Below are 26,122 nucleotides of genomic sequence, written 5' to 3'. Positions count from 1 at the left end.
GACGTTTCGGGAGGGGGACGGGCGACTCTGCCTGCTCTCGACCCTAGTGGGCTTCACGGATCGATGCCATTCAGGGGACGCGAAAACCAGCGATCTTGCGCACCGGGATACGCCGATTCGCCGTTCTTCAGCGTTCTCAGCGAAAATGCCCCGAAATCACCATCAAGAAGGACGAATCTTTACGGTGTGGACCGGTGACCGTCAGTCGCTGAGCGCCTGCCGCAGCAGATGCATGAGCGCCGACAGTTGCACGGACTCGCTCGCCGCCTCCGTCACTGCCTCGCCATCCAGTGCACGAGCCGCGAGACCCTGTTTCTGATCTATGAGTTCCGCGATCTTCGTGTCGATCGTGTGTGCGGCGATGATCCGCCACGCTGTGACCGGCTCGTCCTGACCGATACGGTGCACACGGTCGATGGCCTGCGTCTGCTCGGCGGCGGTCCAGCTCAGCTCTGCGAGCACGACGTTGGAGGCGGCCTGCAGATTGAGGCCGACACCGGCAGCGGTGAGCGAACACACTGCGATGCCGACGTTCTCCTCGACGTTGAAGTCATCGATCGCCTGCTGACGAGCGGGGGTCGTCTGGTCACCGCGGATCGAGACATAGCGGATGCCTGACGCTCTGAAGTGCGCTTCGGCCTGATCCATGACGTCGATGTGCTTGGCGAAGAAGACGACCTTGCCGACCGAACGCTGCAGTTGCGCGGCGTAATCCGCGGCGAGCTGCGCCTTCGCCTGCCCGATCTTGCGCACCATGGTGAAGACATTGTCTCCGCCGGTACCTGCAGCCTTCGACTCCTCCAGCTCGTTGTGCGCGACGAGACGGACGATGTCCTCGTCGATCTCGCCCGCTTCGAGCCCGCGATCGCCACGCGCTTGGACGACGCGGCGGTACTTGGCCGCGAGCCGCTCACCCAGCTCGCGCTCGGCCTCGCGGATGCTGCGGCCGAACTCGTCGTCCAGCTGGACAGGCAGATCTGCGATCAGCTTGTCGGGAAGGTCGGCGGCGACATCCTTCTTCTTGCGGCGGACGATACCCATCGAGATCACGGCGTCGCGCGCTTCGGCGTAGAAGGCTTTGTTCGCCGGGGTGAGGCCGGTGGCGTCCAGCTTCTCCATCAGCTCGGCGCCGGGCTTGTCACCAGTGGTCCAGCCCAGGAATCGCCAGATCGCGTCGAAGTCCTCGACGTCATTGATCAGAGGAGTACCGGTGAGCGCCATCATGAGCGGATCGCGGGTGCGCTCGCGAATGCGCGATGCGAGTGCGAGGACGTTCTGCGAACGCTGTGAGGAGAGGTTCTTGATGAAGTGCGCCTCATCCACGACCATGCCTTTGAGACCGATCGAGCTCAGCCACGACAGGTGCCGGTCGAGGATCTCGTAGTTCACGATGAAGACGTCGGCGAATGCATCGATGTCAGCCCCGTCACCCTGGATGACGGTTGCTCTGCGCTGCGGTGTCCACCGTTCGACTTCGCGGGCCCAGTTCATCTTGACGACATTCGGGACGACGACGAGCAGCGGGTAGGCGTCGGCGAGCGACGCAGCCAGAACGGACTGCGCGGTCTTGCCGAGACCGGGCTCGTCGGCCAGCAGGAAGCTGCGGTGCCCATGGCGCACGGATTCGAGGAATCGTGACTGGTGCACCATGACCTCGAGGCCCTTGGGCGAGATGTGGTCGTACTCCGGGGTCGGCGGAAGGTCCATGCTTGCGGAGGAACCGCCTGCGCCGGTCTCGAACGCCTTGTAGAGCGGTCCCATCAGTTCCCAGTCGTCGAGCCTGCGACGAGGCGCGGTGGGCTGCCGAGGTGTCAGGTCCGGCGCCAGGAAGGGATTGGCGAGCTGACGGGATTCCACCGCCGGTGGCGTCACCTGACGCTCGGCAAGCGCTGCGGGCACGACCGGAGCCTGCACCGGAGCGATGTCGGTGATGATGAGCTCTTCCGGTGCCAGTTCGGCGCCGGACTCGAGCAGCCAGTCGCGTCGCATGCGCTTCGCCACAGGACTGGTGGCTGAATCGGCCTCAAGCAGTTGGATGAGAGACGTGTCACGCGCCGCGGTCTTGGCGAGGATCGTCGCGACGCCGTCCAGCCGCTTGAGCAGCTCGGCTCGCGCGGAGTCCGTGAACGCAGCATCCGTCTTCACCCTGGCGCGCTCCTCACGCACGAGGAAGGCAATCACCTGGAACTTCACCCGGTTCGTGGGTCCGAGCTTGCCGCGCTGCGCCTTGGCCTCGATCTCGCGCACCTTGCGCGCGAGGATCGGGATCAGCGGGGCCTCGTCGTCACGACGGGACGTCTTCTTTCGCCGCGTAGCGGCGGTTGCCGTAGTCGGCATGCTCCTCCTGAGCGTGAGTACCGAACCGCTATGACGGGCGATTCGTGCCGTACGTGTCGTCCGCGTGTGGCGCCAGCCAGGACGGTGCGAACGTTGTGCGGTCATCCTCGTGGCGCCGGTGTGGCGCTCCGCTGAAGAAGACCTGGTCACAGTTTACGTCATAGCGGAGCATTCTCCGCCTGCACGCGCCCGTTCCTCGCGGTCCGGCACATCATCAGCACCGCAGACGCGATCACGACGTCGAACACGAACGACAGCGCCGTGAACGCGAACCAGTTCGAATCGAGAGCGAGACGTGCTACGCGTGCACCTCACCGGTCAGAAGCGCGCGAGCCGCCACCACATCGGCTGACATCTGCGCCATGAGCGCCTCGACCCCCTCGAACGCGACCATGCCTCGCAGACGCTCGGTGAACTCGACCGTGACATCGTGCCCGTAGAGCTCGAGAGAGTCCTCGTCCAGGACGTGCGCCTCGACCTGGCGCACCAGCACATCGTCGAACGTGGGGTTCGTGCCGACCGAGACCGCAGCCGGGTATCGAATGTCCGTGTCGTGATCCACGAGCCAGCCGGCATACACGCCGTCGGCGGGAACGAGCGCATCGACGATCGCCGACAGATTCGCGGTCGGGAAACCCAGTTCGCGTCCGCGCTTGAGTCCGTGGACGACCTCGCCGCGAACGTCGACCGGGCGTCCGAGCACGTCCCCTGCTGTGCGCACGTCGCCGTCGGCGAGCAGCTCGCGAATCCAGCTGGATGAGACTCGACGCTCGGAGTGATCCAGATACACGTCGTCCACGACGTCGACCGTGAAGCCATATTTCGGTCCGAGTTCTCGCAGCAGCCCCGGCGTGCCGGCTCCCCCGCGACCGAACCGGAAGTCGCGCCCCACGAGCACCGTCGACACACGCAACGCCGCCACCAGGATCTCTTCCACGAACTGCTCAGCGGTGCGAGATGCGAGCGTGCGGTCGAAGGTCAGCAGCAGCGTCGCGTCGAGACCGAGTTCGCCGAGCAGCTCGAGCTTGCGCTCCACGGAGACGACGTTCTCGGGGCAGATCTCCGGGCGCAGCAGCGCCAGCGGGTTGCGGTCGAAGGTGACCGCGACGGAGCGCGCTCCGGATGCCGCGGCATCCGCCTTCAGACGCTCGATGACCGCACGGTGTCCGGCGTGCACGCCGTCGAATTTGCCGATCGCGACAGCGGATGGGCCGAAGTCGGCCGGCACCTCGCCCTGGCCGCGGAAGACGATCATGCCGTCACCTCCGTCGCACGCGCCACGTCGACGGGGCGATGCATGCGCAGCCACCAGATACCGAACATCGGGAGCACCAGCGGTATGAAGAGGTAGCCTCGGCCGAAGACCGACCAGACGGTGTCGTGCTGGAAGAGCTCGGGAACCGCGAGGCTCAGGACGCCCACCACGATGACGCCGACCAGCTCGAAGACGATAGCGATCCAGGCGATCGTGTACCAGCCGCGTCTTCCGGCGAGCACCAGCGCCAGAGTCGCGAGGATGTACACGCCGGCAGCGATCGCCGAGAGCGTGTAGGCGAGCGGCGCCTCATCGAACTTCCGCACGATCTGCACGAAGCTGCGGCCCGTGGCCGCCAGTGCCATCACGGCATAGACGATAACGAGGACACGGCCGATGCCGGTCATCCGAGTACGGGTTGCGGTGATGCTCATAGCATCCTCCATCCTAAGCGCGCGGGCCATGCACGAGCGCCGCGGCATCAGCCGATCTGCACTGTCCAGATCACCTGCATCCGCCACAGCATGATCGCCACGGCCAGAGCGACCACGCCGAGGATGACTGTGCTCCAGCGACTGCGCTCCAGGAGCGCCCAGATCACGCCTCCGATCGGCAGCAGTGCGGCAGAGATGAGATACACCCAGAACTCCAGGGCGTCGCCGGAGGGTGGGTTGCCCGCGAACGGCGCGATGATCGCCATGACGATCTGCACGACGAGCAGCGCCTCGACGAGCGCCAGAGCGCCGACCGAGACATCGCTCGGGCGCCTGCCTGCGATACCGGCGACGGCGCAGAAGAGTCCTGCTGCGATGGCGACGACGATCTGGAGCGTCGTGAACCAGAGGATCATCGGCCAGCCTCCGGCATGTTCATGACGCTCTTGAGGTCTCCCCCGCGCTTCTCCACTATCCCGACGAGTGCACCATCGGGAGCAATGGCGGCAGCAAGGGCGCCGTCGAGTCTGAAAGCCTGATCGCCCAGGCGCTTGCCGTGCCGCAGGGCGCGTGCGTCGTCTTCAGTGACCACGAGCGGCTGCAGTATCGCCGCTGCTGCGGTGGCCGGCGTCAGCGGCGCCGCAGCAGCGAGGGAGTCGAGATCGACGGCATCCGCCACGTCGAAGGGCCCGATCCTCGTGCGCCGAAGGGCGGTGAGGTGTCCGCCGATGCCGAGCGCATCTCCCAGATCGCGGGCGAGCGCGCGGATGTACGTGCCGGACGAGCAGTCGACCACGACGTCGAGGTCGATATGGCTGCTGCCGCGTCGCTCGTCCCGTACGTCGAACCGCGACACCGTGACCGTCCGCGCCTTGAGCTCCACCTGTTCACCCGCGCGAACGAGTTCGTAGGCGCGACGCCCTGCGACCTTGATCGCAGACACGGTGCTGGGCACCTGGGAGATGTCACCGGTGAGCGCCGTGATCCCATCGCGGATCTGCGCGGTCGTCACCTCAGCCATGACCGCAGCATCCGCTGCGCGGACGATCTCGCCCTCGGCGTCGTCGGTGGAGGTCGCCTCGCCGAGCCGGATCGTGGCGCTGTACGTCTTGTCGGCGCCGACGACGTACGTGAGCAACCGAGTCGCGCCCTCTACGCCGAGCACCAGCAGGCCTGTCGCCATCGGATCGAGTGTGCCCGCGTGCCCGACCTTGCGTGTGCCCAATGCCTTTCGCGTGCGTGCGACCACGTCGTGGCTGGTCAGCCCGCCGGGCTTGTCAACGAGGAGTATGCCGGGTGCGACCATCCCCCCAGCCTATCCAGGGTTCCGCTCTTCTCTGCTTCCGCAGATGCATGCTCGGCATAGGCTAGCGAGGTGCCCGTGATCTCGACACCCTCCTCGCACCTGCCTTCGGTGCTCGCCGACTGGTACCGCTCAGACGCCAGGGATCTCCCGTGGCGCCGGCCTGAGTTCCAAGCGCAGTTCGGTCCATGGGGCACGCTCGTCAGCGAGTTCATGCTGCAGCAGACTCCGGTGACACGGGTGATCCCGCATCTGGAGAGCTGGCTGACACGCTGGCCGACGCCGACTGCCATGTCTCACGCGACGCCTGCTGAGGTCGTGCAGCAGTGGGCGAACCTCGGCTACCCGCGGCGTGCACTGTGGCTGCACCGTGCCGCGATCGAGATCACAGAGCGTCACGACGGCGCTGTCCCGCGTGATGTCGATGCGCTGCTCGCGCTGTCCGGCATCGGCGACTACACCGCGCGGGCGGTGGCGGCGTTCGCCTTCGGTGACCGGCATCCGGTCGTCGATACCAACACGCGTCGCGTCATCGCCCGCGCCATCGAGGGCAGGTCTCAACCAGGGCCTGCCGCAAGTCGCGATCTGGTGGTGATGAACACTCTGCTCCCGGATGCGGACGAGGAGTCCGCCGTCTTCAATGCGGCGATGATGGAGCTCGGCGCCACGGTGTGCACGTCTCGCGTGCCGAAGTGCGAACGCTGTCCCATCGCAGCCCGATGCGCCTGGCTGACGTCAGGATCCCCTGACACCGGCGACGAGCGCCGTCGGCAGGCTCGATACGAAGGGTCTGATCGACAGGCGCGCGGCGCTGTGCTGAAGACGCTGCGCGATTCGGACGCCGGTGAGATGCCCCTCGACGCCGTCATTCACGACTGGCCGGATGGCGTGCAACGAGACCGCGCGATCGACTCCCTCATCGCCGACGGACTCGCCGAGGCATCGGGGCACACGCTGCGGCTGCCGCGCTGACCAGCAGTGGACTACTGCTGATCGTCCTCATCGGCGCGCACATACGGATCTGCGTCGCCGGCGTGCGTGGCGGAGGATGCGAGCCTGGCCACCTCGGCGTCTCGTTCCTGCGCCTGCCGGAGCAGTGCAGTGATGTTGTCGGCGTTCTCCGGAAGCGCGTCAGGGATGAACTCCAGCGTCGGCACCAGTCGAGTGCTGAGCTGCTTGCCCACCTCACTGCGCAGCATGCCGGTCGCCGAGGCGAGTGCCGCAGCGCTCGATTCTCGCTCTTCGTCCGTGCCGAGCACGGTATAGAAGGCAGAGGCGTGCTGCAGGTCACCGGAGACGCGGACGTCGGTGATGGTGACGAAACCGAGGCGCGGGTCGCGCAGCCCCCTCTCGAGACGCTCCGCCAGGATGACGCGGATGCGATCCGCCAGACGTGCCTGTCGTTCTCCAGCCATTTCTCAATCCTTCACTCTTGCCGCTGCGGATGACGCAGGTGACGGATGAGGGGCGCCCGCAGGCGCCCCTCATCTGATCAGATCAGCCGCGAGGCTTCTCGACCATCTCTGTGGTCTCGATCTCGTCGCCGATCTGGATGTCGTTGAACTTGCCGAGCCCGATACCGGCCTCGTAGTCCGTACGGACCTCGGTGACGTCATCCTTGAACCGGCGCAGCGACTCGATGGCGAGGCCATCGGCGAGTACGACGCCGTCGCGGATGATGCGAGCCTTGGCGTTTCGCGTGATCGTTCCCGATCGCACGATGACACCGGCGATGTTGCCGAACTTCGAGGAGCGGAACACTTCGCGGATCTCGGCGACACCGGACTGGATCTCTTCGAACTCCGGCTTGAGCATGCCCTTCAGCGAGCTCTCGATCTCGTCGATCGCAGAGTAGATGACCGAGTAGAACCGGACATCCACGCCCTCACGAGCCGCGGCCTCACGAGCCTTGGGGTCGGGGCGGACGTTGAATCCCACGATGATCGCGTTGTCGATCGTCGCCAGGTTCACATCCGACTCGGTGACAGCACCCACACCACGGTGGATGATGCGCAGCTGGACGGTGTCGTCGACCTCGATCTTGAGCAGCGACTCCTCGAGTGCCTCGACGGCACCGGAGACGTCACCCTTGATGATGAGGTTGAGCGTCTCGACCTTGCCCTCTTCGAGTGCACGGGTGAAGTCCTCGAGCGAGATGCGCTTGCGGGCCTTGGCCAGCAGCGCATTGCGCTCCACCGCTTCACGCTTCTCAGCGATCTGACGAGCCATGCGGTCTTCCTCGGTGACGATGAAGACATCGCCGGCACGCGGGACCGAGTTCAGACCCTGCACCTGCACCGGACGCGACGGCGCCGCCTCTTCGACAGCCTCGCCGTTCTCGTCGAGCATCGCGCGGACACGGCCGTAGGCGGTGCCTGCGACGATCGAGTCGCCGACACGCAGCGTTCCGGACTGGATGAGAACTGTCGCGATCGAACCACGGCCCTTGTCGAGCTTCGCCTCGATGGCGACACCACGAGCGGACTTGTTCGGGTTCGCCGTCAGGTCGAGACCGGCGTCCGCAGCGAGCAGCACAGCATCAAGGAGTTCCTGGATGCCGGTTCCTGCACGGGCTGAGACGTCGACGAACATGACATCTCCGCCGTACTCCTCGGCGACGAGGCCGTACTCGGTCAGCTGCTGACGAACCTTCGCCGGGTTGGCGTCCGGCTTGTCGACCTTGTTCACCGCGACCACGATCGGCACGTTCGCCGCCTGGGCGTGGTTGAGCGCCTCGACCGTCTGCGGCATGATGCCGTCGTCGGCCGCGACCACCAGGATCGCGAGGTCGGTGACCTGCGCACCACGGGCACGCATGGCGGTGAACGCCTCGTGACCAGGTGTGTCGATGAAGGTGATGGCGCGCTCGTGGCCCTCGTGCTCGGTCCAGACCTGGTAGGCACCGATGTGCTGGGTGATGCCTCCGGCCTCACCCTCGATGACATTGGTCTGGCGGATCGCGTCGAGGAGACGGGTCTTACCGTGGTCGACGTGACCCATGACGGTGACGACCGGGGGACGAATCTCGAGGTCGTCCTCGCTCTCCTCCTCCAGCTCCTTGGCGAGATCGAGACCGAAGCCCTCGAGGAGCTCCTTGTCCTCGTCCTCAGGCGAGACCATCTGGATCTTGTAGCCGAGCTCCTCACCGAGGACCTCGAAGGTCGCTTCGTCCAGCGACTCGGTGGCCGTGGCCATCTCGCCGAGGTTGAAGAGGATCGTGACAAGCGTTCCCGGCTGCACTGTGTAGCCGGTCAGCGTCTCGATCTTGTCAGCGAAGTCGGCGATGGATGCGCCGCGGCGCATGCGGATGATCTCTCCGTTGCCGCGGGTGACATTGACGCCACCGACGACCGGAGCCGACCGCATTTCGAATTCCTGCCGCTTCGCCCTACGGGACTTGCGCTGCTTGGACTTGCCGCCTCCCTTTCCGAAGGCACCTGCGGTTCCACCGCCGGGTCCACGACCGCGGCCACCACCGCCGCCTGGGCGACCTGCGAAGCCGCCACCTGGACGAGCACCGGGACCGCCACCAGGTGCACCACCGGCACCGCCTGGACGACCGGGGCCGCCGGAGCGCTGCTGGAACGGTGCGCCGCCGGGACGACCGCCCTGACCGGTGCGCGGGGCACCGGGACGGGGGGATCCAGGACGCGGAGCGCCGGGGCGCGGTGCGCCGGGGCGAGGAGCCTGCGGACGCGGGATGTTTCCCGGCGTCGGGCGCTGGCCCATGCCCTGCGCAGAGGCGAAGGGGTTGTTACCAGGACGCGGCCCGGCGGGACGCTGACCCATGCCCTGATTGGAGGCGAAGGGATTGTTGCCAGGACGCGGTGCGCCCGGCTTCGGTGCGCCCTTGTCGTCGGACTGCGCAGCGGGCTTCGCCGCAGCGGGAGTCTCGGCAGCAGCCGGCGCCTCAGCGACCGGTGCGGGTGTCTCTGCGACTGGGGCTTCTGCGGGTGCGGGCTCAGGCGCCGGCTTCGGGCCGGGCTTAGGTCCGGGCGTCGGTGCCTTCGGTCCGGGCTTCGCCGCACCGGACTTGGCAGCACCGGGCTTGGCGTCGGCCGACTTCGCAGCGGCCGGCTTCTCTTCGGCCTTGGGCGCTGCAGCACTGTCGGCTTCGATGGCCGCACGGAGCTTTCGAGCCACGGGGGGCTCGATTGTCGACGAAGGGCTCTTGACGAACTCGCCGAGCTCCTTCAGCTTTGCGAGTGCGAATTTGCTGTCGACGCCGAGCTCAGCGGCAATCTCGTGTACGCGTGGTTTGGCAGCCACAATTCTCCTGTCTGGGTCGGTCCACCCAGGCAGGGCAGACCACTAGTTGCGGACGGGTCTCATTTCGAGCCGTTCACTTTGTTTCCATAGCCATTCAGCCGTTTCTCGATGGTCTGCGTGTCCAGTGGTTCGGACACACGGAGGGCTCGTGCGAAAGCGCGGCGCCGCAATGCGGCTTCCATGCATTCCTGCGTCGGATGGAGCCAGGCGCCCCTCCCGGTCATGACGGCACGCTCATCGATGATGAGGACGTCGTCGTGAGCCACCACTCTGAGAAGAGCGGATCGGGAAGCACGCATGCGACAACCGACGCATGTTCGTACAGTATCCATCTTACACCGCGCCGCTGGGTGCCGACTCCGCGACCCTGCCCTCAGTCCAAAATGCTGTCGGGCTGGATGTCGATCTTCGCACCGGTCAGCTTGGCCGCGAGTCTGGCGTTCTGACCTTCCTTGCCGATCGCGAGAGACAGCTGATAGTCGGGCACGAGGGCACGCACCGCCTTGGTGCCTGCATCCAGCACGAAGGAACTCGTCACCTTGGCCGGTGAAAGCGCATGGGCGACGAAGGTGGCGAGATCGGCGTCATGGTCGACGATGTCGATCTTCTCCCCCGCCAGCTCTTCCGTCACCGCACGGACGCGACGACCGAGTTCACCGATGCAGGCGCCCTTCGCATTGATCGAGGGGTCATTCGCCTTGACGGCGATCTTGGTTCGATGGCCGGCTTCGCGTGCCAACGAGATGATCTCGACGAGTCCCGCAGCGATCTCGGGCACCTCCAGCGCGAACAGCTTGCGCACGAGCCCGGGGTGCGTGCGGGAGACGGTGATCTGCGGACCCTTGAGGCCCTTCGCGACCGCGGTGACGTAGACGCGCAGTCGGGAGCCGTGCGCGTAGTCCTCGCCGGGAACCTGCTCTTCTGGCGGGAGGATGGCCTCCACGCTGCCGAGGTCGACGTGGATCATGCGCGGGTTCGGGCCCTGCTGGATGACGCCGGCGACGATGTCGCCCTCCTTGCCCTTGAACTCGCCGAGCACGGCTTCGTCCGCGATGTCGCGCAGCCGCTGGCTGATGACCTGCTTGGCAGCGAACGCGCCGATGCGGCCGAAGTCGTCCGGGGTGGCGTCCTCTTCGCCGATGATGGCGCCGTCCTCGTCCTTGACCGCCTGGAGCACCGCCACGTGACCGGTCTTGCGATCGAGTTCGACGCGAACGCCCTCGGGGATGGCGCCCTCTTCCGAGACGTGCTTGCCGTATGCCGTCAGAACGGCCTGCTCGATGATCGCGACGAGTTCGTCGAAGGGAATCGCCTTCTCCTTCTCGATCCCGCGCAGCAGTCCCAATTCGATGTCCATAACGGCCTCCCTATTCAGCTCTCGTCACGCAGGTTCACATGCGCGACATCCGTACAACGATACCCCGTGTGCGCCGCTCGGTGCCACGAGGGCGATCGCGTCGGCGCAGCGCGGAGCCGCGGCAGGAAGGGTCTGCAGGCAGACGTACGCGAGGGGCGGTCGCCGGGCGTTCCCGGCGACCGCCCCTCGTCTCAGATCACGCGCGGTACGACTGCACGACGGCAGGTCGAGGCGCGTTCGGCACGTCGCCCGGTGCGCTCGAGCCGTAGTCGGGGAAGAGGGAGTTCGGAGCCTCGAATGTGCCATCTTCACCCGGATGCTGCACCGCGACGAACACCAGACCCTCCTTGTCGTGGATGACAGGGCCACAGGTCTCGGCATCCCGAGGCACGGCCAGGAACTGCTGGACATTGCCGCGCTCTGATCCAGTGAGCGGCACCTTGAACAGGCCGTCTGCGCGCCCGATCGTGCTCGGTGCGCCGTCGGTCGAGATCCACAGGTTGCCCTCCGAGTCGAACGCGACGTTGTCCGGGCAGGAGATCGGCGACACGAGCTCCTTCGGGAAGCCCGCGAAGTATGCGTTCTCAAACGTGGCAGGGTCACCGCAGAGGAGGAGGATGCTCCAGCCGAACGTCGTGCCGGACTGTCCTGCGGTCTCGGTGAGTTCGATGACATGACCGTAGCGGTTGCCGGTGACGGGGTTCGCCTCGTCGAGCTCGCTGCGGCGGGTGTTGTTCGTCAGAGCGACGTAGACCTTCCCTGTGAGCGGGTTCGGCTCGACGTCCTCAGGGCGGTCCATCTTGGTGGCGCCGACCGCGTCGGCCGCAAGACGGGTGAACACCAGCACCTGCTCGGTGGTGAATCCGGGGACGACGCTGTTGCCGCCCTGTGTCAGGGGCACCCAGATGCCGGTGCCGTCGAAGGCGCCGTCGGAGGGAAGTGAGCCCGTGCCGGTGATCTCGGCGACCGGCGAGTTGCCGCTGAACTGCGCGACGTAGAGATCGCCCTCGCTCAGGAGATCCAGGTTCTTCTTGCGAGACCCCGAGATGCGGTTCTTCGAGACGAACTTGTAGAGGTAGTCGCCTCGCTCGTCGTCGCCCATGTAAGCGACCACGTGGCCGTCCTCTGCGACGTGCACGTTCGCACCCTCGTGCTTGAGCCGGCCCATGGCGGTGTGCTTGCGCGGCGTGGAGGTCGGGTCCTGCGGGTCGACCTCCACGATGTATCCGAAGCGGTTCGGCTCATTGACATAGTCGGGGTTGTGCGCATCGAAGCGGGGGTCGTACGCTTCCCAGCCCGTCGACGTGGACGTCGTGCTCCCATTCGAGTAGCGCTTCTGCTCTGCCGTGTCGGCAGCCCAGGCGAAGTAGCCGTTGAAGTTCTCCTCACCCGAGAGAACCGTGCCCCACGGCGTCGTACCGCCTGCACAGTTGCCGAGTGTGCCGTGAACCCAACGTCCTTCGGGGTCTGCTGCGGTCTTGACGAGGTCTGACCCGGCAGCAGGACCGGTGAGTTCGAACACGGTCTCGACCGTGATGCGGCGGTTGCGGCGTCCATCGACGACGTAGGCCCACGGCTCGCCGACCTTGCGTCGTGCGATGTCCACGACGGACATGCCCTGAGCGGCCTTGTAGATGTCGCCGCGGCGCTGCAGCTCTGCAGCGTCCGTCGTGGCCGGGAACATGAGGTTCGGATTGACGTACTCGTGGTTGTTCACCAGCACGCCGGTCTTGCCGTTCGAGTCGGGGATGATGTCGAGGTAGTCGCTGTTGTAGCCGAACTGGCCGCTCTGCGCCTCAGCGGTCTGCGCGAGGATGTCGAACGCGGGCGCCTTCGAGAAAAGCGGGTCGCCCCAACGGATCAACGGCCGCCAGGTGTAGCCCTCCGGCACGGTGAAGGCGTCGACCTCGGCAGGCACTGAGGCGATCGGGCCGAAAGAGAGTCCGGCGGTTCCCGGCTTACCGCTGGAGACGCCGAGGCCACCCACGCCGACAGCGCCAGGGGCCGAGACCGGTGCGGTGCGGTCGACGCCGACGGCGATCGCCACGGCTGCCGCAGCGGCGAGTCCGAACAGTGCGCGGCGGGAGAACACCGCCGAAGCGATGGATCGGAAGTCCTGGTTCGTCGAGGTGTTGCATTCCGGCCCGAGGCACGCGTTCGCGCACTTCAGCTCGCACGTGACAGCGGAGCGCTTGCCGCGGACGTGGTCGGCCATGGGAAGCGGGCGACGGATGTTGTCTGCAATGGTCATCGAATCCTCCTCGTCTGGTGATTCGGTCAGCATCCTCGCGTCAGGTGACGGATGCATGAACGGCCGTTGAACCGTTCCGTGCACGTCTGCATTCCGCAGCGCCCGCAGTGACATCTCGTTAGTCGCCAAGGAGCCACACGACGTCGACCGAACGGCAACCATCCGTCAACCCCTGCGCACGATCGTGAGCGAGTCACTCAGGCGCTCTCGGCTCGGCACTGGCCGATCCTCGTCGTCTCTCATCCCTCCCATTCGAAGGACACTCCCGTTGCGCTCTCCACACTCCCTTTCCATGCGCCGCGCCCGGCTGGCGGCTCGATGCACAGCCGGCGCTCTTGCCATCGGCGTCGCGACCAGTCTGCTCCTGGCGGCAACGCCGCCGGCTTCGGCGCAATCCACGGTCGACGACGGTGCCGACCTGGCGTCGCGCTTCACCTTCGCCGTCCTGCCGGACACGCAGTTCTATTCGCGGTACTCCGCCGAGCAGTTCCAGCCTCGTTACGGCACAGATCCGTTCGCCACCCAGACACAGTGGATCGCTGACAATGCGGACGCGCTGCGCATCCCGTTCACCGCTCACATAGGCGACGTCGTCGACCGCGCATCGGTCGAGGCGGAATGGCAGGCCGCGGACAACGCCATGAAGAATCTGGAAGCGGCGGGGGCGTCGTACTCGATCCTCACGGGCAATCACGACGTGCTCGACAGCAACGACGCGCTCGTCGACACCGACTACGACCTGACCGCCGAGCCGTTCCTGAGATGGTTCGGGACAGAACGCGCCGCCGCTGACCCTTCGTATCAGGGCAGCGATCCGACCGGATTCAGCAGATACCACGTCTTCGAAGCCGAGGGTCAGGAGTTCATGGTGCTGACCCTCCCCTGGCGAGTCTCCGACGCCACCCTCGCATGGGCCGATTCGGTGATGGCCGCGCATCCGACACTGCCGGTGATCCTCACCAGCCACGAGGTGCTCAACGTCGAGGCTGACGGCGCGACTCCCCGCGAGACGGCTTACGGGCTCATGCTCTGGGACAAGCTCATCGCTGGCAACGACCAGATCTTCCTCACCTTCAACGGCCATTTCCACGGCGCGTCGCGGCTGACGAAGATCAACGACTTCGGTCACGAGGTGCATGAGGTGCTGATCGACTATCAGATGGCGTACGAGGGCGGGAACGGCTATCTCGGCCTCCTCGAGTTCGATCTGACGAACGGGCAGATCAACGCCCAGACCGCTTCGCCGTGGGTGGTGTCCAAACCGCAGGAGACCCTCGCCAGCTACGATCAGCCGTTCCTGGAGGGTGCTCAGCAGCAGTACAGCATCGACATCGACTTCGCAGAGCGTTTCGCCGGGTTCAATCCGACGTTCGGTGAGGGCACCACGCCGGACGAGCACTCTCTGACGCAACGAGCCAGAGACATCCTCCTGGACGGTTTCGAAGGCCCGGATCCGATCTCGACCGAGCTTCCGGGCGACGAACGCGACTTCGTCGAGGCAGAAGGCACGGTCGCTCACTGGCGATTCAACGGGCTCGACGGCGTGGTCGACGCCGACACCGTCATCGAAGACGTCGCCGGAGACAACGACCTGCGGCGGGTGGATCCGGCCTCGACCGACGCAGTCGGTGCCGAGTGGGGTGACGTCACCGTCGAGAGCACCGACGTGCACGGCTTCTCGTCCGACGGGGCCGCCGTGTGCTTCGCCGACTCATCTGCGACCCGCTACAGCTACTTGAGCACCGCTCCCGATGCCGTCGTCAACGACGTCGATCTCTCTGACGGCTACACGATCGAGACATTCGTGAAGCTGGATGCCGATTGGAACGCGGCGCAGAACGGCTGGTCCAAGGCGCTGGTGCGCACCGGCAACCGCTCCTGGACCGAGATGCCGCCCAGCCGATGGGACTACACCGCGTCGCCGACGGCCTTGGGCATCTCGAACCTTCGGGAGTTCCAGTATTCATCTCTCTCCGCGGACGCCGCGAAGGGCGATCGCGTCAACTGGTCGGGAGAGATCATGACCGGAAGCTGGTCCCACGTCGCGATCGTGAACGACCCTGAGACCCAGACCACGACGATGTATGTCGACGGCGCCCCCGTTCTCCGCAACGCCGTGGACACCGTCGGCATGACGTGGAACGAAGGGATGCCGTGGATCCTCGGGGCGGACTGGGTCGACGATGCCGCGCGCAACGGCTGGCACGGCTGCATCGGTGAGACACGCATCATCGATCGGGCGACCACGCCGGCCGATTGGCTGACACAGCGAGCTGATCTGAGTGGGCTGCAGATCTCCTCCGCACCCAGCGGCGTGCTTCCCGCCGGGACGGAATCCGTGACCTTCAGCGGCACAGGTCTGCCGGGTGCTGACGTCGTCGTCGCCACGTCGGAGTCGGCGTCGGAGGTTGTCGCGGCCGCGGTCGCTTCGACTACCACGGCCGCCGCCACGACTGCCGCTGTCGTGGACCCGGACGGCCGATGGACGATCACCATGACCGGGCTTTCCGCAGGATCGTACGATGCGCAGGTCACGCAGTCCTTGGGCGCACGCGCGTCAGACCCCGTGACGGCGCAGTTCTCGATCACGGCGGTCGTCGAACCGACCCCGACGCCGATCCCGACCGCACCAGGAGAGGGCGGTGGATCGGGCTCGGATTCCGGGAACGGCTCCGCAGGCACGGCGGAAGGAGCACTGCCCGCCACCGGGCTCGATCAGGGTGTCTGGATGTCCTTGCTCGCGCTGGGCGGCGCGCTGCTCGCGGTCGGCGCGACGATCGCCGTCCGTGCACGTCGACGCATGCGCGTCTGATCGACCGGAGCGATGACCGATCGCCTGCTCTCGCCTTGCGTGAGGGCAGGCGATCGTCGTGATCGCGTCAGACCGCGGAATTCAGCGCGTTGATCGCGTCGATGAGGCGGTAGAGTCCGCCGACCTCACGCTGACGCAGGCGCAACGCCAGCCGCGGCAGATCCACTCGGTCACGGTCGGCCTGCTCGATCGGGAGGGCACTGATCCGTTCGATCCGACCCTCCAGGAGAAGCGACGCGAACTCGGCGTTCAGCATGTCGATCTCGGCATCCGTCGGCGAGTACTTCAGCCGCAGGACGAGCAGGTCATCCACCCAGCGCAGGGAGTCGTAGTTGCGCCAGAATCCGGTGATCTCGGCGACGGCTTCCTCTGCGGAATCGGTCACGAGCACGCGGTCGAAGTCATCAGCGGAGATGACCGCTGCCGGGATCAGGCTCTCGACGATGAACCGCTCAAGACCCTTCCAGAAGGTGCCACCCGGTTGGTCGAGGAGCACGATCGGCATGGGCTCAGCCTTGCCGGTCTGCTGCAACGTCAGCAGTTCGAACATCTCGTCCAATGTCCCGAAACCGCCGGGGAGGCAGATGAATCCGGTGGACTCCTTGACGAGCATGAGCTTGCGGGTGAAGAAGTACTTCATCTCCACGCGATGCGTGTCGTCGGCGACGACGGCATCCGGCTTCTCCTCGAACGGAAGGCGGATCGAGACGCCGAGCGCCATCTTCTCCCCCGCGCCCTCGGCCGCTGCCTGCATGATGCCGGGGCCTGCGCCCGTGACGACCATCCAGCCGCGTTCCGCGAGCACGGATGCCACCGAGCGCGCCTGCACGTATAGCGGGTCGTCCTGAGTCGTGCGGGCCGAGCCGAATACCGTGACCTTCGGCACCCCGGCATACGGCTGGAAGAGACGGAACGCATCTCGCATCTCCACGAGCGCCACGGAAGCGATCTTGAGATCGAGCCGGTCGGTGTCCTCCTGGCCGAGCAGGATGCCGGTGCTGAGCATCCGTCGGATCAGCGCGCGGTTTCTCGTGATCCCGGCGTCGGCCATGATCTCGTCGACGGCCGCGGTGAGTTCGTCCGGCTGCGCGTCGATCATGTCAGGACGTCAATCTCTCGATCGCGTCGTCCAGAGAGAGCGCGTCGCGCTCCCCTGAGTGACGATCCCAGAGTTCGACCTGACCATCGGCGGCACCGCGACCGATGACCAGCACCTGCGGGATGCCGACGAGCTCGGCGTCGCCGAACTTCACACCGGGCGAGACCTTGGGGCGATCGTCGTAGAGCACGTCGAGCCCGGCAGCCTCCAGTGCGGCCGAGGCCGTCTCCGCGACGTCGTATGCGATCTGATCGCGACCCGCCGCGACGACGTGCACGTCGAAGGGCGAGACCGAGGCCGGCCAGATGAGGCCCTTGTCGTCGTTATGGAGCTCGGCGATGATCGCGAGGATGCGAGTGATGCCGATGCCGTAGGAGCCCATGGTGACGGTGACGAGCTTGCCGTTCTCATTGAGAACCTTCAAACCCAGTGTTTCCGCGAAGAAGCGGCCGAGCTGGAAGACGTGTCCGATCTCCATGCCACGGGCGAGTTCGACAGGGCCTGACCCGTCCGGGGCGGGGTCACCGGCGCGCACGTTGGCGATCTCGACGATTCCGTCCGCGAAGAAGTCCCGGCCGGCGACGACCGAATGCGCATGCTTCTGGTCGATGTTCGCCCCGGTGATCCAGGTCGTGCCCTCGCTGACGCGGGGGTCGACGAGATAGCGGATGCCGGTGGCAGAGTCTTCGCCGAGTACAGCGCCCGTCGGTGTCCAGGGACCGATGTAGCCCTTCACGAGAAGCGGGTTGTTCTCGAAGTCGTCATCGCTCGCTGTCGAGACCTCGGCGGGAGCGAACGCCACCTCAGCGCGCTTCTCGTCGACATCGCGGTCGCCAGGGATGCCGACGACGACGAGTTCGCGTGAGCCATCGACATGGGTGAGTGCGAGCACGACGTTCTTCAACGTGTCGGCAGCGGTGTACTCACCATCCAGGACGGCGTTCGAGTGTGCAACGAGCGTCTCGATCGTGGGTGTGTCGGGTGAATCGAACACGACCGGAACAGCATCAGCATCGAAGGCGACGGCATCCGGCACAGCCGTCGTGAACGCCTCGACGTTCGCGGCGTATCCGCCGTTGCTGCGCACGAAGGTATCTTCTCCCACCGGGGTGGGGTGCAGAAACTCCTCGCTGCGTGCGCCACCCATCAATCCGTTGTCGGCATTGACGATCACGTACTCAAGACCGAGCTTCTGGAAGATACGCTCGTAGGCATCGCGCTGTTGCTGGTAGCTGACTTCGAGTCCGGCATCCGAAGAGTCGAAGGAGTAGGCATCCTTCATCGTGAACTCGCGGCCGCGCAGCAGGCCGGCACGCGGTCGCGCCTCGTCGCGATACTTGTCCTGGATCTGATAGATCGTCAGCGGAAGATCCTTGTACGAGGAGTACAGATCCTTCACCAGCAGCGTGAACATCTCCTCGTGCGTCGGCGCGAGCAGATAGTCAGCGCCCTTGCGATCGTGGAGGCGGAAGATGCCGTCGCCGTAGGATTCCCACCGACCGGACAATTCGTAGGGTTCACGTGGCAGCAGCGCCGGGAAATGCACTTCCTGCGCACCGGCGTTCGCCATCTCGGCGCGGACGATCGCTTCGATGCGCGCCTTGACCTTCAACCCGAGCGGCAGCCAGGTGAACACTCCAGGCGCTGCGCGACGGATGTACCCGGCGCGCAACAGCAGCTTGTGACCTATGACCTCCGCTTCAGCGGGGTCTTCACGGAGCGTGCGGAGGAAGAATTTCGAGAGACGAGTGACCACGCGCCAAGTCTAGTGACCGTGGTCACCCGTTCTCAGCGATCAGTTCAGTGCACGGGTGCCGGCGGGGATGACGCCGTCCGCATACAGGTCGGCGGCGACATCCTGCAGCGCGGTGAGCGCGACTCTCTGAGTCATCGGGCCGTACGAGATGCGCGCGACGCCCAGTGCTTCATACTCTGCGGCGGTCAGGGCGCCGGGAACGCCGATGACGCTGATCTTGCGCTCGCCGATCCCTTCGACGAGCTGGCGGGTGACATCGGCATCGAGCGGGCCGGGGATGAACACGCAGGTCGCACCGACATCGAGGAAGGCACGGCCACGCTCGATGGCATCCGCGATGCTCGCCTCGACGGGGCGGTCGCCGCCGCGCACGAATGCATCGGTGCGGGCGTTGAGAGCGAACGGCACGCCCTCGGCCTCGCCCGCCTTCACGATCGCCTCCATGACGGCGACCGACTCTGCGAGCGGCTTCAGGCGGTCTTCCACGTTCGCGCCGACGATGCCGGCCGCGATCGCGAGGCGAGTGGTCTCACCCGCGTCGTCGTAACCGTCGTCGAGGTCGGCGGAGACGGGCAGCTCGGTGGATGCTGCGATCCGGCCGACCATGTCGATCATGAGTTCGCGCGGGATCTGGCCGTCGGCGTAGCCGAAGGACGCGGCGATGGAGTGCCCCGCGGTGGCAAGGGCTGTGGTCTGTGAGACATCGGCGATCGCTTTCGCGGAGATCACATCCCACACGTTGACGACGCGGAGGATCTCCGGTGCGTTGTAAAGGGAGATGAGGCTCTGAGCCTTGTGTGCAGCGGTCATCCCACCACGCTAATGCCGCTGGAGAGAGCACGGGGCGGCTTAGGGTGAAGACATGCCTCAGCGTCGATCACATATCGCCCCATCCGCCGTCGAGAGCGAACTCGCCGCCGCGCTCACCGCGCTGCGCGAAGACCTGGACGCGCCGACGGAGTTCTCCCCCGAGGCCGTCGCCGAAGCCGAGGCTGCCACCGCACCGGAACCCGATCTCGATCTGAGGGATGTGCCGTTCGTCACGCTCGACCCGCTGGGCGCGAAGGATCTTGATCAGGCGATGCATCTCGCTCGCCGCGGTGCGGGGTATGAGGTTCGCTATGCGATCGCGGATGTCCCCGCATTCGTCGTACCCGGTGGCGCGGTGGATGCCGAGGCCCGACGACGAGGCCAGACGCTCTACGCTGCCGATGGGTCGATCCCGTTGCATCCCCGGGTACTGAGCGAGGATCGCGCATCTCTGCTGCCGGAGCAAGATCGTCCGGCGCTGGTGTGGACGTTCGAGCTGGACGCGGCAGGCGTCGTGTCGGAGTTCCGACTGGAGCGTGCACTGATCCGCTCGCGTGCACAGCTGGACTACGTCAGCGCGCAGGACTCGCTCGACCGCGGCGAGGAGTCGGCCCTGTCGCTGCTTCCCGTGATCGGCGGCCTGCGCCAGGACCTCGAAGCCCAGCGCGGAGGCGCCAGCCTGAACCTTCCCGACGCAGAAGTCGTGCAGCGTGAGGACGGCACCTACGGAATCGACCGTCAGCATCCGCTGCCCCTTGAGAACTGGAACGCGCAGCTTTCGCTGATGACGGGGATGGCCGCGGCATCGCTCATGATCGACGCGAAGGTCGGTGTGCTTCGTACGATGCCGGAACCCGACGAGAAGGCGTTCACGGCGTTCCGCCTGCAGATCGAGGCTCTGGGAAGGCCGTGGAAGGACGGCGAGTACGGCGAGTACCTCCGCTCCCTGGATCGCGACGACCCGCTCACGCAGCCTGTTCTGGAGGCGGCGGCGTCGCTGTTCCGGGGCGCGGGCTACGTGACGTTCGACGGGTCGGTCCCCACCGAAATCGAACAGGCCGCCATCGCAGCGCCGTACGCCCATGCCACCGCTCCGCTGCGGCGGCTGGTGGATCGTTGGGCGCTCGCGATCTGCCTCGCCGTGTCTCGCGGTGAAGAGGTGCCCGCGTGGGCGCGCGAGTCGCTGGGTGAGCTGCCGGCACTCATGCGGGAATCGGGTCAGCGCGCCTCGCGGCTGAACGCCGACACCGTCAATCGCGTGGAGGCCGCTCTGCTCACGCCGCTGGTCGGTTCCGCCATCGAGGCCACCGTCATCGAAGTGCGTGAAGACCGCGCGACGATTCAGATCGCGGATCCTGCCGTGACGGCATCCGCTCCGCTGCCTGCGGGCGCGAAGCCGGGTGACACCGTGTCAGTTCGCTTGGTGCGCGCTGATATCGGCAAGGGCGAAGTGGAATTCGCCGGCGCGGATGCTCTGGTGGCGGGTCCTTGACGGCCGACTGGCGGGATGCTGACGTGGTGCTGACGGGAGATATGAGGCGAGCATGAATTCCGTGAACAAGACACGAATCATCGAACTCCGACAGGCACAGGGCTGGACGCAGGAACGGCTCGCGAACGAAAGCGGCGTTGGCATACGCACCGTCCAGAGGTTGGAGGCTGGACAGGATGCTGTGGCTCGAGACCGGCGCGGAAGACAGTTTCACAGCGGCCCGCAGCCTCTATTTCAGCGAAGGATTCGTCGAATGCGAGCCTTTCGCGGACTATGTCGATGATCCGCTGTCGGTCTTCATGACGCGTTCGCTGTGATCGCGTCGTCTCAGACCGCTACGCCATCGACCGTCGTCGTCATCACCAGCAATTGCGGGTCGCTGAGGTCGAGCGCGACGGAGATCTGAGCGAACTCGGCGAGCGACGACACATGAGTCCCGCCGCAGAGGATCACCGCCTCGCGTTCGGGCAAGTCGCAATGCCACCGGCGGCGATCCACGATCGTGGGACCGTCGACCTCGATCCGACTGTCCGCCCCCGACGCCACCCACGTCGCCAGCTGTGCGTTGATCTGCGATTCACGATCGGCCAGGCTGGCAGCGAACCCCTCAGTGTCGAATCCCGCTTTGCGAAGGCTCTTCCCGAGCCGATACTCGTCGACGCTGGCGTCCTCTTGGATGCGGCTGGTCTGACTCGCGCGACTCTCGAAGTCGGGGCTGCCGAGCGCGTCCGCACCGGGATCCTTGCGCCACAGGTCAGCCACCGCGAGGTCCAACGCCAGCGAAGCGAGATGACACGCGGTGTGTCCTCGGCTCAGGCCGCTGCGGCGCACGGCATCGACCTCGAGTCGCACCGCGTCGCCGTCGACGAGCCACGCCGGTGCATCACCGTCGAGGCGATGGCCGACGAACCACGTCCACCCTTCAGCGCCGCGCCTCACCGGGATGTCGACACCGACTGCGAAGTCACCGGTATCGCTGACCGCCGCCATCACGGCTTCGGTGATGGCGACCTGCTGACCGTTCGAGCTCAGCACGCCGGCATCCCCTGGCTGATCCGGCCATGTGTGATCCACGGGGTGGAACGGTGTCGTGTCCACGACGACGATTGCGCCCGCCGGCGTCCGCTCGACGCGTGTGACCAGCCCTTCGCCGCTTGTGACACCAGTCGCGAACGTGACGTTCGTCGCCCTCATCAGTGCGCCGGAGGGATCGTGAAGCTCGCCAGCTTGTCACCCTCGACGACGAAGATTCCGTCTGACTCTCCGTTGAAGACGCTGCTGGACCACCCGAACCGGATGCGCGTCGTATCGCCCTCCGTCTCAGCGGACAGCACCGTCATCTTCGCACCGGCTCCGATTGCATCGGACCCGGCCCAGGCGCGGACTCCGTCGGGGCCGGATCTGACCGTCCCCCAGTCGCTCACGAAGCCTTCGGGCGTGAACGCATCGACGAACGCCTCCGTGTCTGCGGAATTGATCGCGTCCACGAGCGCCTGTGCGGGCGCGGGAAGGATGGTCTCAGCCATGGGGTCCTCTTCTCAGTCGGGTTCGTGTTCGCCTGCGCGGATCACACCGTGACGACCTGGGCGGTGCCGGGCTTGGCGTCCGGTCCCATCTCGGCGGCGATGCGGTTGGCCTCTTCGATCAACGTCGCGACGATGTCTGCCTCTGGGACGGTCTTGATGACCTCGCCCTTGACGAAGATCTGACCCTTGCCGTTGCCGGATGCCACGCCGAGGTCCGCCTCGCGCGCCTCACCCGGTCCGTTCACGACGCAGCCCATCACGGCGACCCGCAATGGAACGGTCATGTCCTTGAGACCTTCGGTCACGTTGTCGGCCAACGTGTACACATCGACCTGCGCCCGCCCGCACGACGGACACGAGACGATCTCGAGCTTGCGTTCGCGCAGATTCAGCGATTGCAGGATCTGGTGTCCGACCTTGACCTCTTCGGCCGGCGGGGCTGACAGCGAGACGCGAATGGTGTCGCCGATGCCTTCGGACAGCAGGATGCCGAACGCGGTCGCCGATTTGATCGTGCCCTGGAACGCGGGTCCGGCCTCGGTGACGCCGAGGTGCAGCGGCCAATCGCCCCGCTCGGCGAGCAGACGATAGGCCTTCACCATGACGACCGGGTCATTGTGCTTCACCGAGATCTTGAAGTCGTGGAAGTCGTGCTCCTCGAACAGCGAGGCTTCCCACACGGCACTCTCCACCAGTGCTTCAGCGGTCGCCTTGCCGTACTTCTGCAGGATGCGCTTGTCGAGCGAGCCTGCGTTCACGCCGATGCGGAGGGATACGTCTGCGGCTTTCGCCGCTTCAGCGATCTTGCCGACGTTGCCGTCGAACTCTCGGATATTGCCCGGGTTCACACGCACGGCACCGCAGCCCGCATCGATCGCCGTGTAGATGTAGCGCGGCTGGAAGTGGATGTCGGCGATGACGGGGATCTGGCTCTTCATCGCGATGATCTTCAGCGCGTCCGCGTCATCTTGGTGCGGCACCGCGACGCGCACGATCTCGCAGCCGGAGGCCGTGAGCTCTGCGATCTGCTGAAGCGTGGCATTGATGTCGGTCGTCTTCGTCGTCGTCATCGACTGGACGCTGACGGGGGCATCACCGCCGACGAGCACCTTCCCCACCTTGATCTGTCGGGACTTGCGTCGAGGACTCAGGACGTCGGGGACGCGCGGCATCCCAAGATTCACTGCAGGCACATCTCAAGGTTACGCCGCCCTGGTCGCCGGAGGCTGGAACCCGGCTCCATGCGCCGGATTTCGGATGCCGCAGCGTCGGAGCCGGCCGTCGCATTGTGATAGTTTCGGCCCATGCTCGCGAACTTCACCTGGTGGCCCGCCTCTTAGGCGGTGTGTTCGCGATCCCACGAATCCAGACCGCCTCCGGGGCGGTCTTTTCGTTGAGCCGAGCCGGAGCCCTGCACAGGAGACCTCGATGACCGATACCGCAGCCCTGCTCGCCGCACTCGTGTGGAATCCGGACGCATCCTTCGTGCTGATCGCCCGCGACGGAGCGCAGAGTGTCGAACTGCTCACCGGCGATGTCGAAGATGTCGACCTGCTCGCTGACATCCCGCTCACGGTCGACGGCGCCGCTCGCGAGGTCTTCGCGATGGTGCCTTATCGTCAGGTGCGCGAGCGGGGCTTCGAGGCACAGGATGACGCTGCTCCACTGCGCTGTCTTCTCGTGGACCGGCACGAGCACCTTCCGCTCGGCGCGGTCTTGGATGCACTGCCTCAGGATGCCGTGCCGCTGAAAGACGCCGGTTTCGACATCAGCGATGAGGACTACGCGCAGGTGGTCACCCGGGTGATCGCCGACGAGATCGGACGCGGCGAAGGGGCGAACTTCGTCATCCGCCGTGACTACACGGCGACCATAGACCTCGGATCCGACGACCCGGTGCGCGACGAGCGCACCGCCGCACTCACCTGGTTCCGCGCGCTGCTCACCCATGAACGTGGCGCCTACTGGACGTTCGCCGTCATCACGCCAGGGCACATCGCTGTCGGCGCCAGCCCTGAGGCGCACGTCGTGGCGCGCGACGGCATCGTCACCATGAATCCGATCTCCGGCACGTTCCGCCACCCTGCAGGCGGTGCGACCAAGGAGACTCTGGTCGAGTTCCTCTCCTCGACCAAGGAGACCGAGGAGCTCTTCATGGTGGTCGATGAAGAGCTGAAGATGATGAGTGCCGTCTGCTCGGACGGTGGCCGGATCACCGGACCGCATCTCAAACAGATGTCGCGCCTCACCCACACCGAGTACATGCTGCGCGGGCGCAGCCGTCTCGACCCGCGCGACATCCTCCGCGAGACCATGTTCGCCCCGACTGTCACAGGCTCCCCCATGCAGAACGCCTGCGCGGTCATCCGTCGCCACGAGACCAAACCGCGCGGCTACTACTCGGGAGTCGCAGCACTCTTCGCTCCGAACGCCGAGGGCGGCCACGACGTCGACGCGCCCATTCTGATCCGCACCGTGTATCTCGAGGGCGGGCAGCTCCGTGTACCGGTCGGCGCGACGCTCGTGCGGCATTCCGATCCCTACGGCGAGGTCAGCGAGACCCACGGCAAGGCCGCCGGTGTGCTCGGCGCCATCGGCGCGATCGCCCGGGATATAGCGGCGGAGATCAAACTCGACCCTGACGCTCCGGCCGTCGAGACCTCTCTCGCAGACGACCCCGAGGTCGCCGAACTGCTCGCTTCACGCAATTCCCGCCTCGCCGAGTTCTGGCTGAATCCGCAGGAAGACGGCACCGCTGGGCCCTTCGCCGGGCGAAGCGCGCTCGTCATCGACGCCGAGGACCGCTTCACGACGATGCTCGCTCACCAGTTGCGCCATCTCGGGCTCGACGCGAGGATCATGCCGTGGAACGACGTCACCGATGCAGATGTCGATGCCGCAGAACTGCTCGTCGCAGGTCCGGGCCCCGGAGATCCTCGTGATGCCACGATCGGCCGCATCGCCCGCATGCGTGAGATCGTCGCCCGTCGCCTCGCGAGCGACGCGCCGCTTCTCGCCGTATGCCTCAGCCACCAGATTCTGGCGGACCAGCTCGGAATCGATCTCGCCCCTCTCGCCGCACCGCACCAGGGACTGCAGAAGGTCGTGCCGGTGTTCGGAGAGGATGCCTCGATCGGGTTCTACAACACGTTCACCGCTCGAGTCTCTCCCGGAACGACCACCGCGGGTGAGGCCGAAGTGTCAGCCGACCCGACGAACGGCGATGTCTACGCCTTACGCGGATCGTCGTTCGCGTCGGTGCAGGGGCACCTCGAATCCATCCTGTCTCGCGACGGCATCCGCACGCTGGAGCGCCTGATCAGCAACGCATTCGCCTGATCGGTGCATTCGCCTGATCAGCAGAGGACATCGGCGAACCGACCATCACCAGGCGTTCCACACGGGTTCGTGAGCTCGTTCC

General features: G+C 66.0%; 21 protein-coding genes and 1 pseudogene. 6 read left to right on the top strand and 16 right to left on the bottom strand.

Annotation, left to right across the window (positions count from 1 at the left end):
• Positions 1–201 precede the first annotated feature (201 nt).
• The 5 genes from HDC95_RS02640 to truB all read right to left on the bottom strand — a co-directional run bounded on the left by HDC95_RS02640 (position 202) and on the right by truB (position 5,332).
• Complete coding sequence (locus HDC95_RS02640) at positions 202–2,337, bottom strand: DEAD/DEAH box helicase (RefSeq protein WP_259061622.1); 2,136 nt, start codon at positions 2,335–2,337, stop codon at positions 202–204.
• A 298-nt stretch (positions 2,338–2,635) separates the two neighbouring features.
• Positions 2,636–3,592: a bifunctional riboflavin kinase/FAD synthetase gene (locus HDC95_RS02635; RefSeq protein WP_259061621.1), complete on the bottom strand. Its 957-nt coding sequence runs from the start codon at positions 3,590–3,592 to the stop codon at positions 2,636–2,638.
• Positions 3,589–4,026: a hypothetical protein gene (locus HDC95_RS02630; protein WP_259061620.1), complete on the bottom strand. Its 438-nt coding sequence runs from the start codon at positions 4,024–4,026 to the stop codon at positions 3,589–3,591. The genes HDC95_RS02635 and HDC95_RS02630 overlap by 4 nt, the downstream gene beginning before the upstream one ends.
• Before the next feature lie 47 nt (positions 4,027–4,073).
• The gene (locus HDC95_RS02625; protein ID WP_259061619.1) at positions 4,074–4,442 is read right to left on the bottom strand and encodes a hypothetical protein; all 369 of its coding nucleotides are present in this window, start codon (positions 4,440–4,442) and stop codon (positions 4,074–4,076) included.
• The gene (truB, locus tag HDC95_RS02620) at positions 4,439–5,332 is read right to left on the bottom strand and encodes a tRNA pseudouridine(55) synthase TruB (protein WP_259061618.1); all 894 of its coding nucleotides are present in this window, start codon (positions 5,330–5,332) and stop codon (positions 4,439–4,441) included. Before truB ends, HDC95_RS02625 begins: the two co-directional genes overlap by 4 nt.
• Before the next feature lie 69 nt (positions 5,333–5,401).
• On the opposite strand from truB, the gene HDC95_RS02615 reads away from it, so the two are divergent.
• Positions 5,402–6,301 carry an A/G-specific adenine glycosylase gene (locus HDC95_RS02615; protein ID WP_310503220.1) on the top strand — a complete coding sequence of 300 codons (900 nt, stop codon included), beginning with the start codon at positions 5,402–5,404 and terminating at the stop codon, positions 6,299–6,301.
• An 11-nt stretch (positions 6,302–6,312) separates the two neighbouring features.
• Here the strand turns inward: HDC95_RS02615 and rbfA are convergent, their stop codons facing one another.
• The 5 genes from rbfA to HDC95_RS02590 form a co-directional block, all read right to left on the bottom strand.
• Positions 6,313–6,744, bottom strand: a complete 432-nt coding sequence (gene rbfA, locus HDC95_RS02610) for a 30S ribosome-binding factor RbfA (protein ID WP_259061617.1) — start codon at positions 6,742–6,744, stop codon at positions 6,313–6,315.
• An 82-nt stretch (positions 6,745–6,826) separates the two neighbouring features.
• A complete protein-coding gene (gene infB / locus HDC95_RS02605) occupies positions 6,827–9,598 on the bottom strand; it encodes a translation initiation factor IF-2 (RefSeq protein WP_259061616.1) in 2,772 nt (923 codons plus the stop codon).
• Between the two features lie 59 nt (positions 9,599–9,657).
• Positions 9,658–9,930, bottom strand: a complete 273-nt coding sequence (locus HDC95_RS02600) for a YlxR family protein (RefSeq protein ID WP_259061615.1) — start codon at positions 9,928–9,930, stop codon at positions 9,658–9,660.
• Between the two features lie 41 nt (positions 9,931–9,971).
• Positions 9,972–10,955 (bottom strand): transcription termination factor NusA, encoded by a 984-nt coding sequence (gene nusA, locus HDC95_RS02595; protein WP_259061614.1) that lies wholly within the window; start codon positions 10,953–10,955, stop codon positions 9,972–9,974.
• A 196-nt stretch (positions 10,956–11,151) separates the two neighbouring features.
• Positions 11,152–13,206, bottom strand: a complete 2,055-nt coding sequence (locus HDC95_RS02590) for a PhoX family phosphatase (RefSeq protein WP_259061613.1) — start codon at positions 13,204–13,206, stop codon at positions 11,152–11,154.
• Positions 13,207–13,498: 292 nt separating this feature from the next.
• Here HDC95_RS02590 and HDC95_RS02585 point away from each other — a divergent pair, with 292 nt between their 5' ends.
• A complete protein-coding gene (locus tag HDC95_RS02585; protein WP_259061612.1) occupies positions 13,499–16,018 on the top strand; it encodes a LamG-like jellyroll fold domain-containing protein in 2,520 nt (839 codons plus the stop codon).
• Between the two features lie 67 nt (positions 16,019–16,085).
• Here the strand turns inward: HDC95_RS02585 and HDC95_RS02580 are convergent, their stop codons facing one another.
• The 3 genes from HDC95_RS02580 to HDC95_RS02570 are packed head-to-tail and all read right to left on the bottom strand — an operon-like array spanning position 16,086 to position 19,683.
• Positions 16,086–17,117 (bottom strand): TIGR00730 family Rossman fold protein, encoded by a 1,032-nt coding sequence (locus tag HDC95_RS02580; RefSeq protein WP_259061611.1) that lies wholly within the window; start codon positions 17,115–17,117, stop codon positions 16,086–16,088.
• A 1-nt stretch (position 17,118) separates the two neighbouring features.
• Entirely contained in the window at positions 17,119–18,873 is a 1,755-nt protein-coding gene (locus HDC95_RS02575) for a proline--tRNA ligase (RefSeq protein ID WP_259061610.1), read from the bottom strand.
• 39 nt (positions 18,874–18,912) lie between these two features.
• Positions 18,913–19,683 (bottom strand): isocitrate lyase/phosphoenolpyruvate mutase family protein, encoded by a 771-nt coding sequence (locus HDC95_RS02570; RefSeq protein ID WP_259061609.1) that lies wholly within the window; start codon positions 19,681–19,683, stop codon positions 18,913–18,915.
• Between the two features lie 52 nt (positions 19,684–19,735).
• Between HDC95_RS02570 and HDC95_RS02565 the strand changes: the two genes are divergently transcribed.
• From HDC95_RS02565 to HDC95_RS02560, 3 genes and pseudogenes are all read left to right on the top strand, one after another.
• A complete protein-coding gene (locus HDC95_RS02565; protein ID WP_259061608.1) occupies positions 19,736–21,175 on the top strand; it encodes an RNB domain-containing ribonuclease in 1,440 nt (479 codons plus the stop codon).
• Between the two features lie 52 nt (positions 21,176–21,227).
• Positions 21,228–21,308, top strand: a pseudogene (locus tag HDC95_RS16875) (hypothetical protein); the annotation flags it as partial.
• 43 nt (positions 21,309–21,351) lie between these two features.
• Positions 21,352–21,492, top strand: coding sequence for a hypothetical protein (locus tag HDC95_RS02560; RefSeq protein WP_310503219.1), 141 nt, complete (start codon positions 21,352–21,354; stop codon positions 21,490–21,492).
• 10 nt (positions 21,493–21,502) lie between these two features.
• On the opposite strand, the gene HDC95_RS02555 is transcribed toward HDC95_RS02560, so the two are convergent.
• From HDC95_RS02555 to ispG, 3 genes are read right to left on the bottom strand one after another with little or no spacing between them, the layout of a single operon-like run.
• Complete coding sequence (locus HDC95_RS02555) at positions 21,503–22,369, bottom strand: hypothetical protein (protein WP_259061607.1); 867 nt, start codon at positions 22,367–22,369, stop codon at positions 21,503–21,505.
• Positions 22,369–22,701: a nuclear transport factor 2 family protein gene (locus HDC95_RS02550; RefSeq protein ID WP_259061606.1), complete on the bottom strand. Its 333-nt coding sequence runs from the start codon at positions 22,699–22,701 to the stop codon at positions 22,369–22,371. The genes HDC95_RS02555 and HDC95_RS02550 overlap by 1 nt, the downstream gene beginning before the upstream one ends.
• Before the next feature lie 41 nt (positions 22,702–22,742).
• Positions 22,743–23,894: a flavodoxin-dependent (E)-4-hydroxy-3-methylbut-2-enyl-diphosphate synthase gene (ispG, locus tag HDC95_RS02545; protein ID WP_259061605.1), complete on the bottom strand. Its 1,152-nt coding sequence runs from the start codon at positions 23,892–23,894 to the stop codon at positions 22,743–22,745.
• A 235-nt stretch (positions 23,895–24,129) separates the two neighbouring features.
• On the opposite strand from ispG, the gene HDC95_RS02540 reads away from it, so the two are divergent.
• Entirely contained in the window at positions 24,130–26,040 is a 1,911-nt protein-coding gene (locus HDC95_RS02540; RefSeq protein WP_259061604.1) for an anthranilate synthase family protein, read from the top strand.
• Positions 26,041–26,122: the final 82 nt, after the last annotated feature.

This window comes from Microbacterium sp. AK031 (assembly GCF_024807145.1).
In the GTDB taxonomy this organism is placed as follows: Bacteria; Actinomycetota; Actinomycetes; order Actinomycetales; family Microbacteriaceae; genus Microbacterium.
This window is presented reverse-complemented; position numbering and strand designations above follow the sequence as displayed.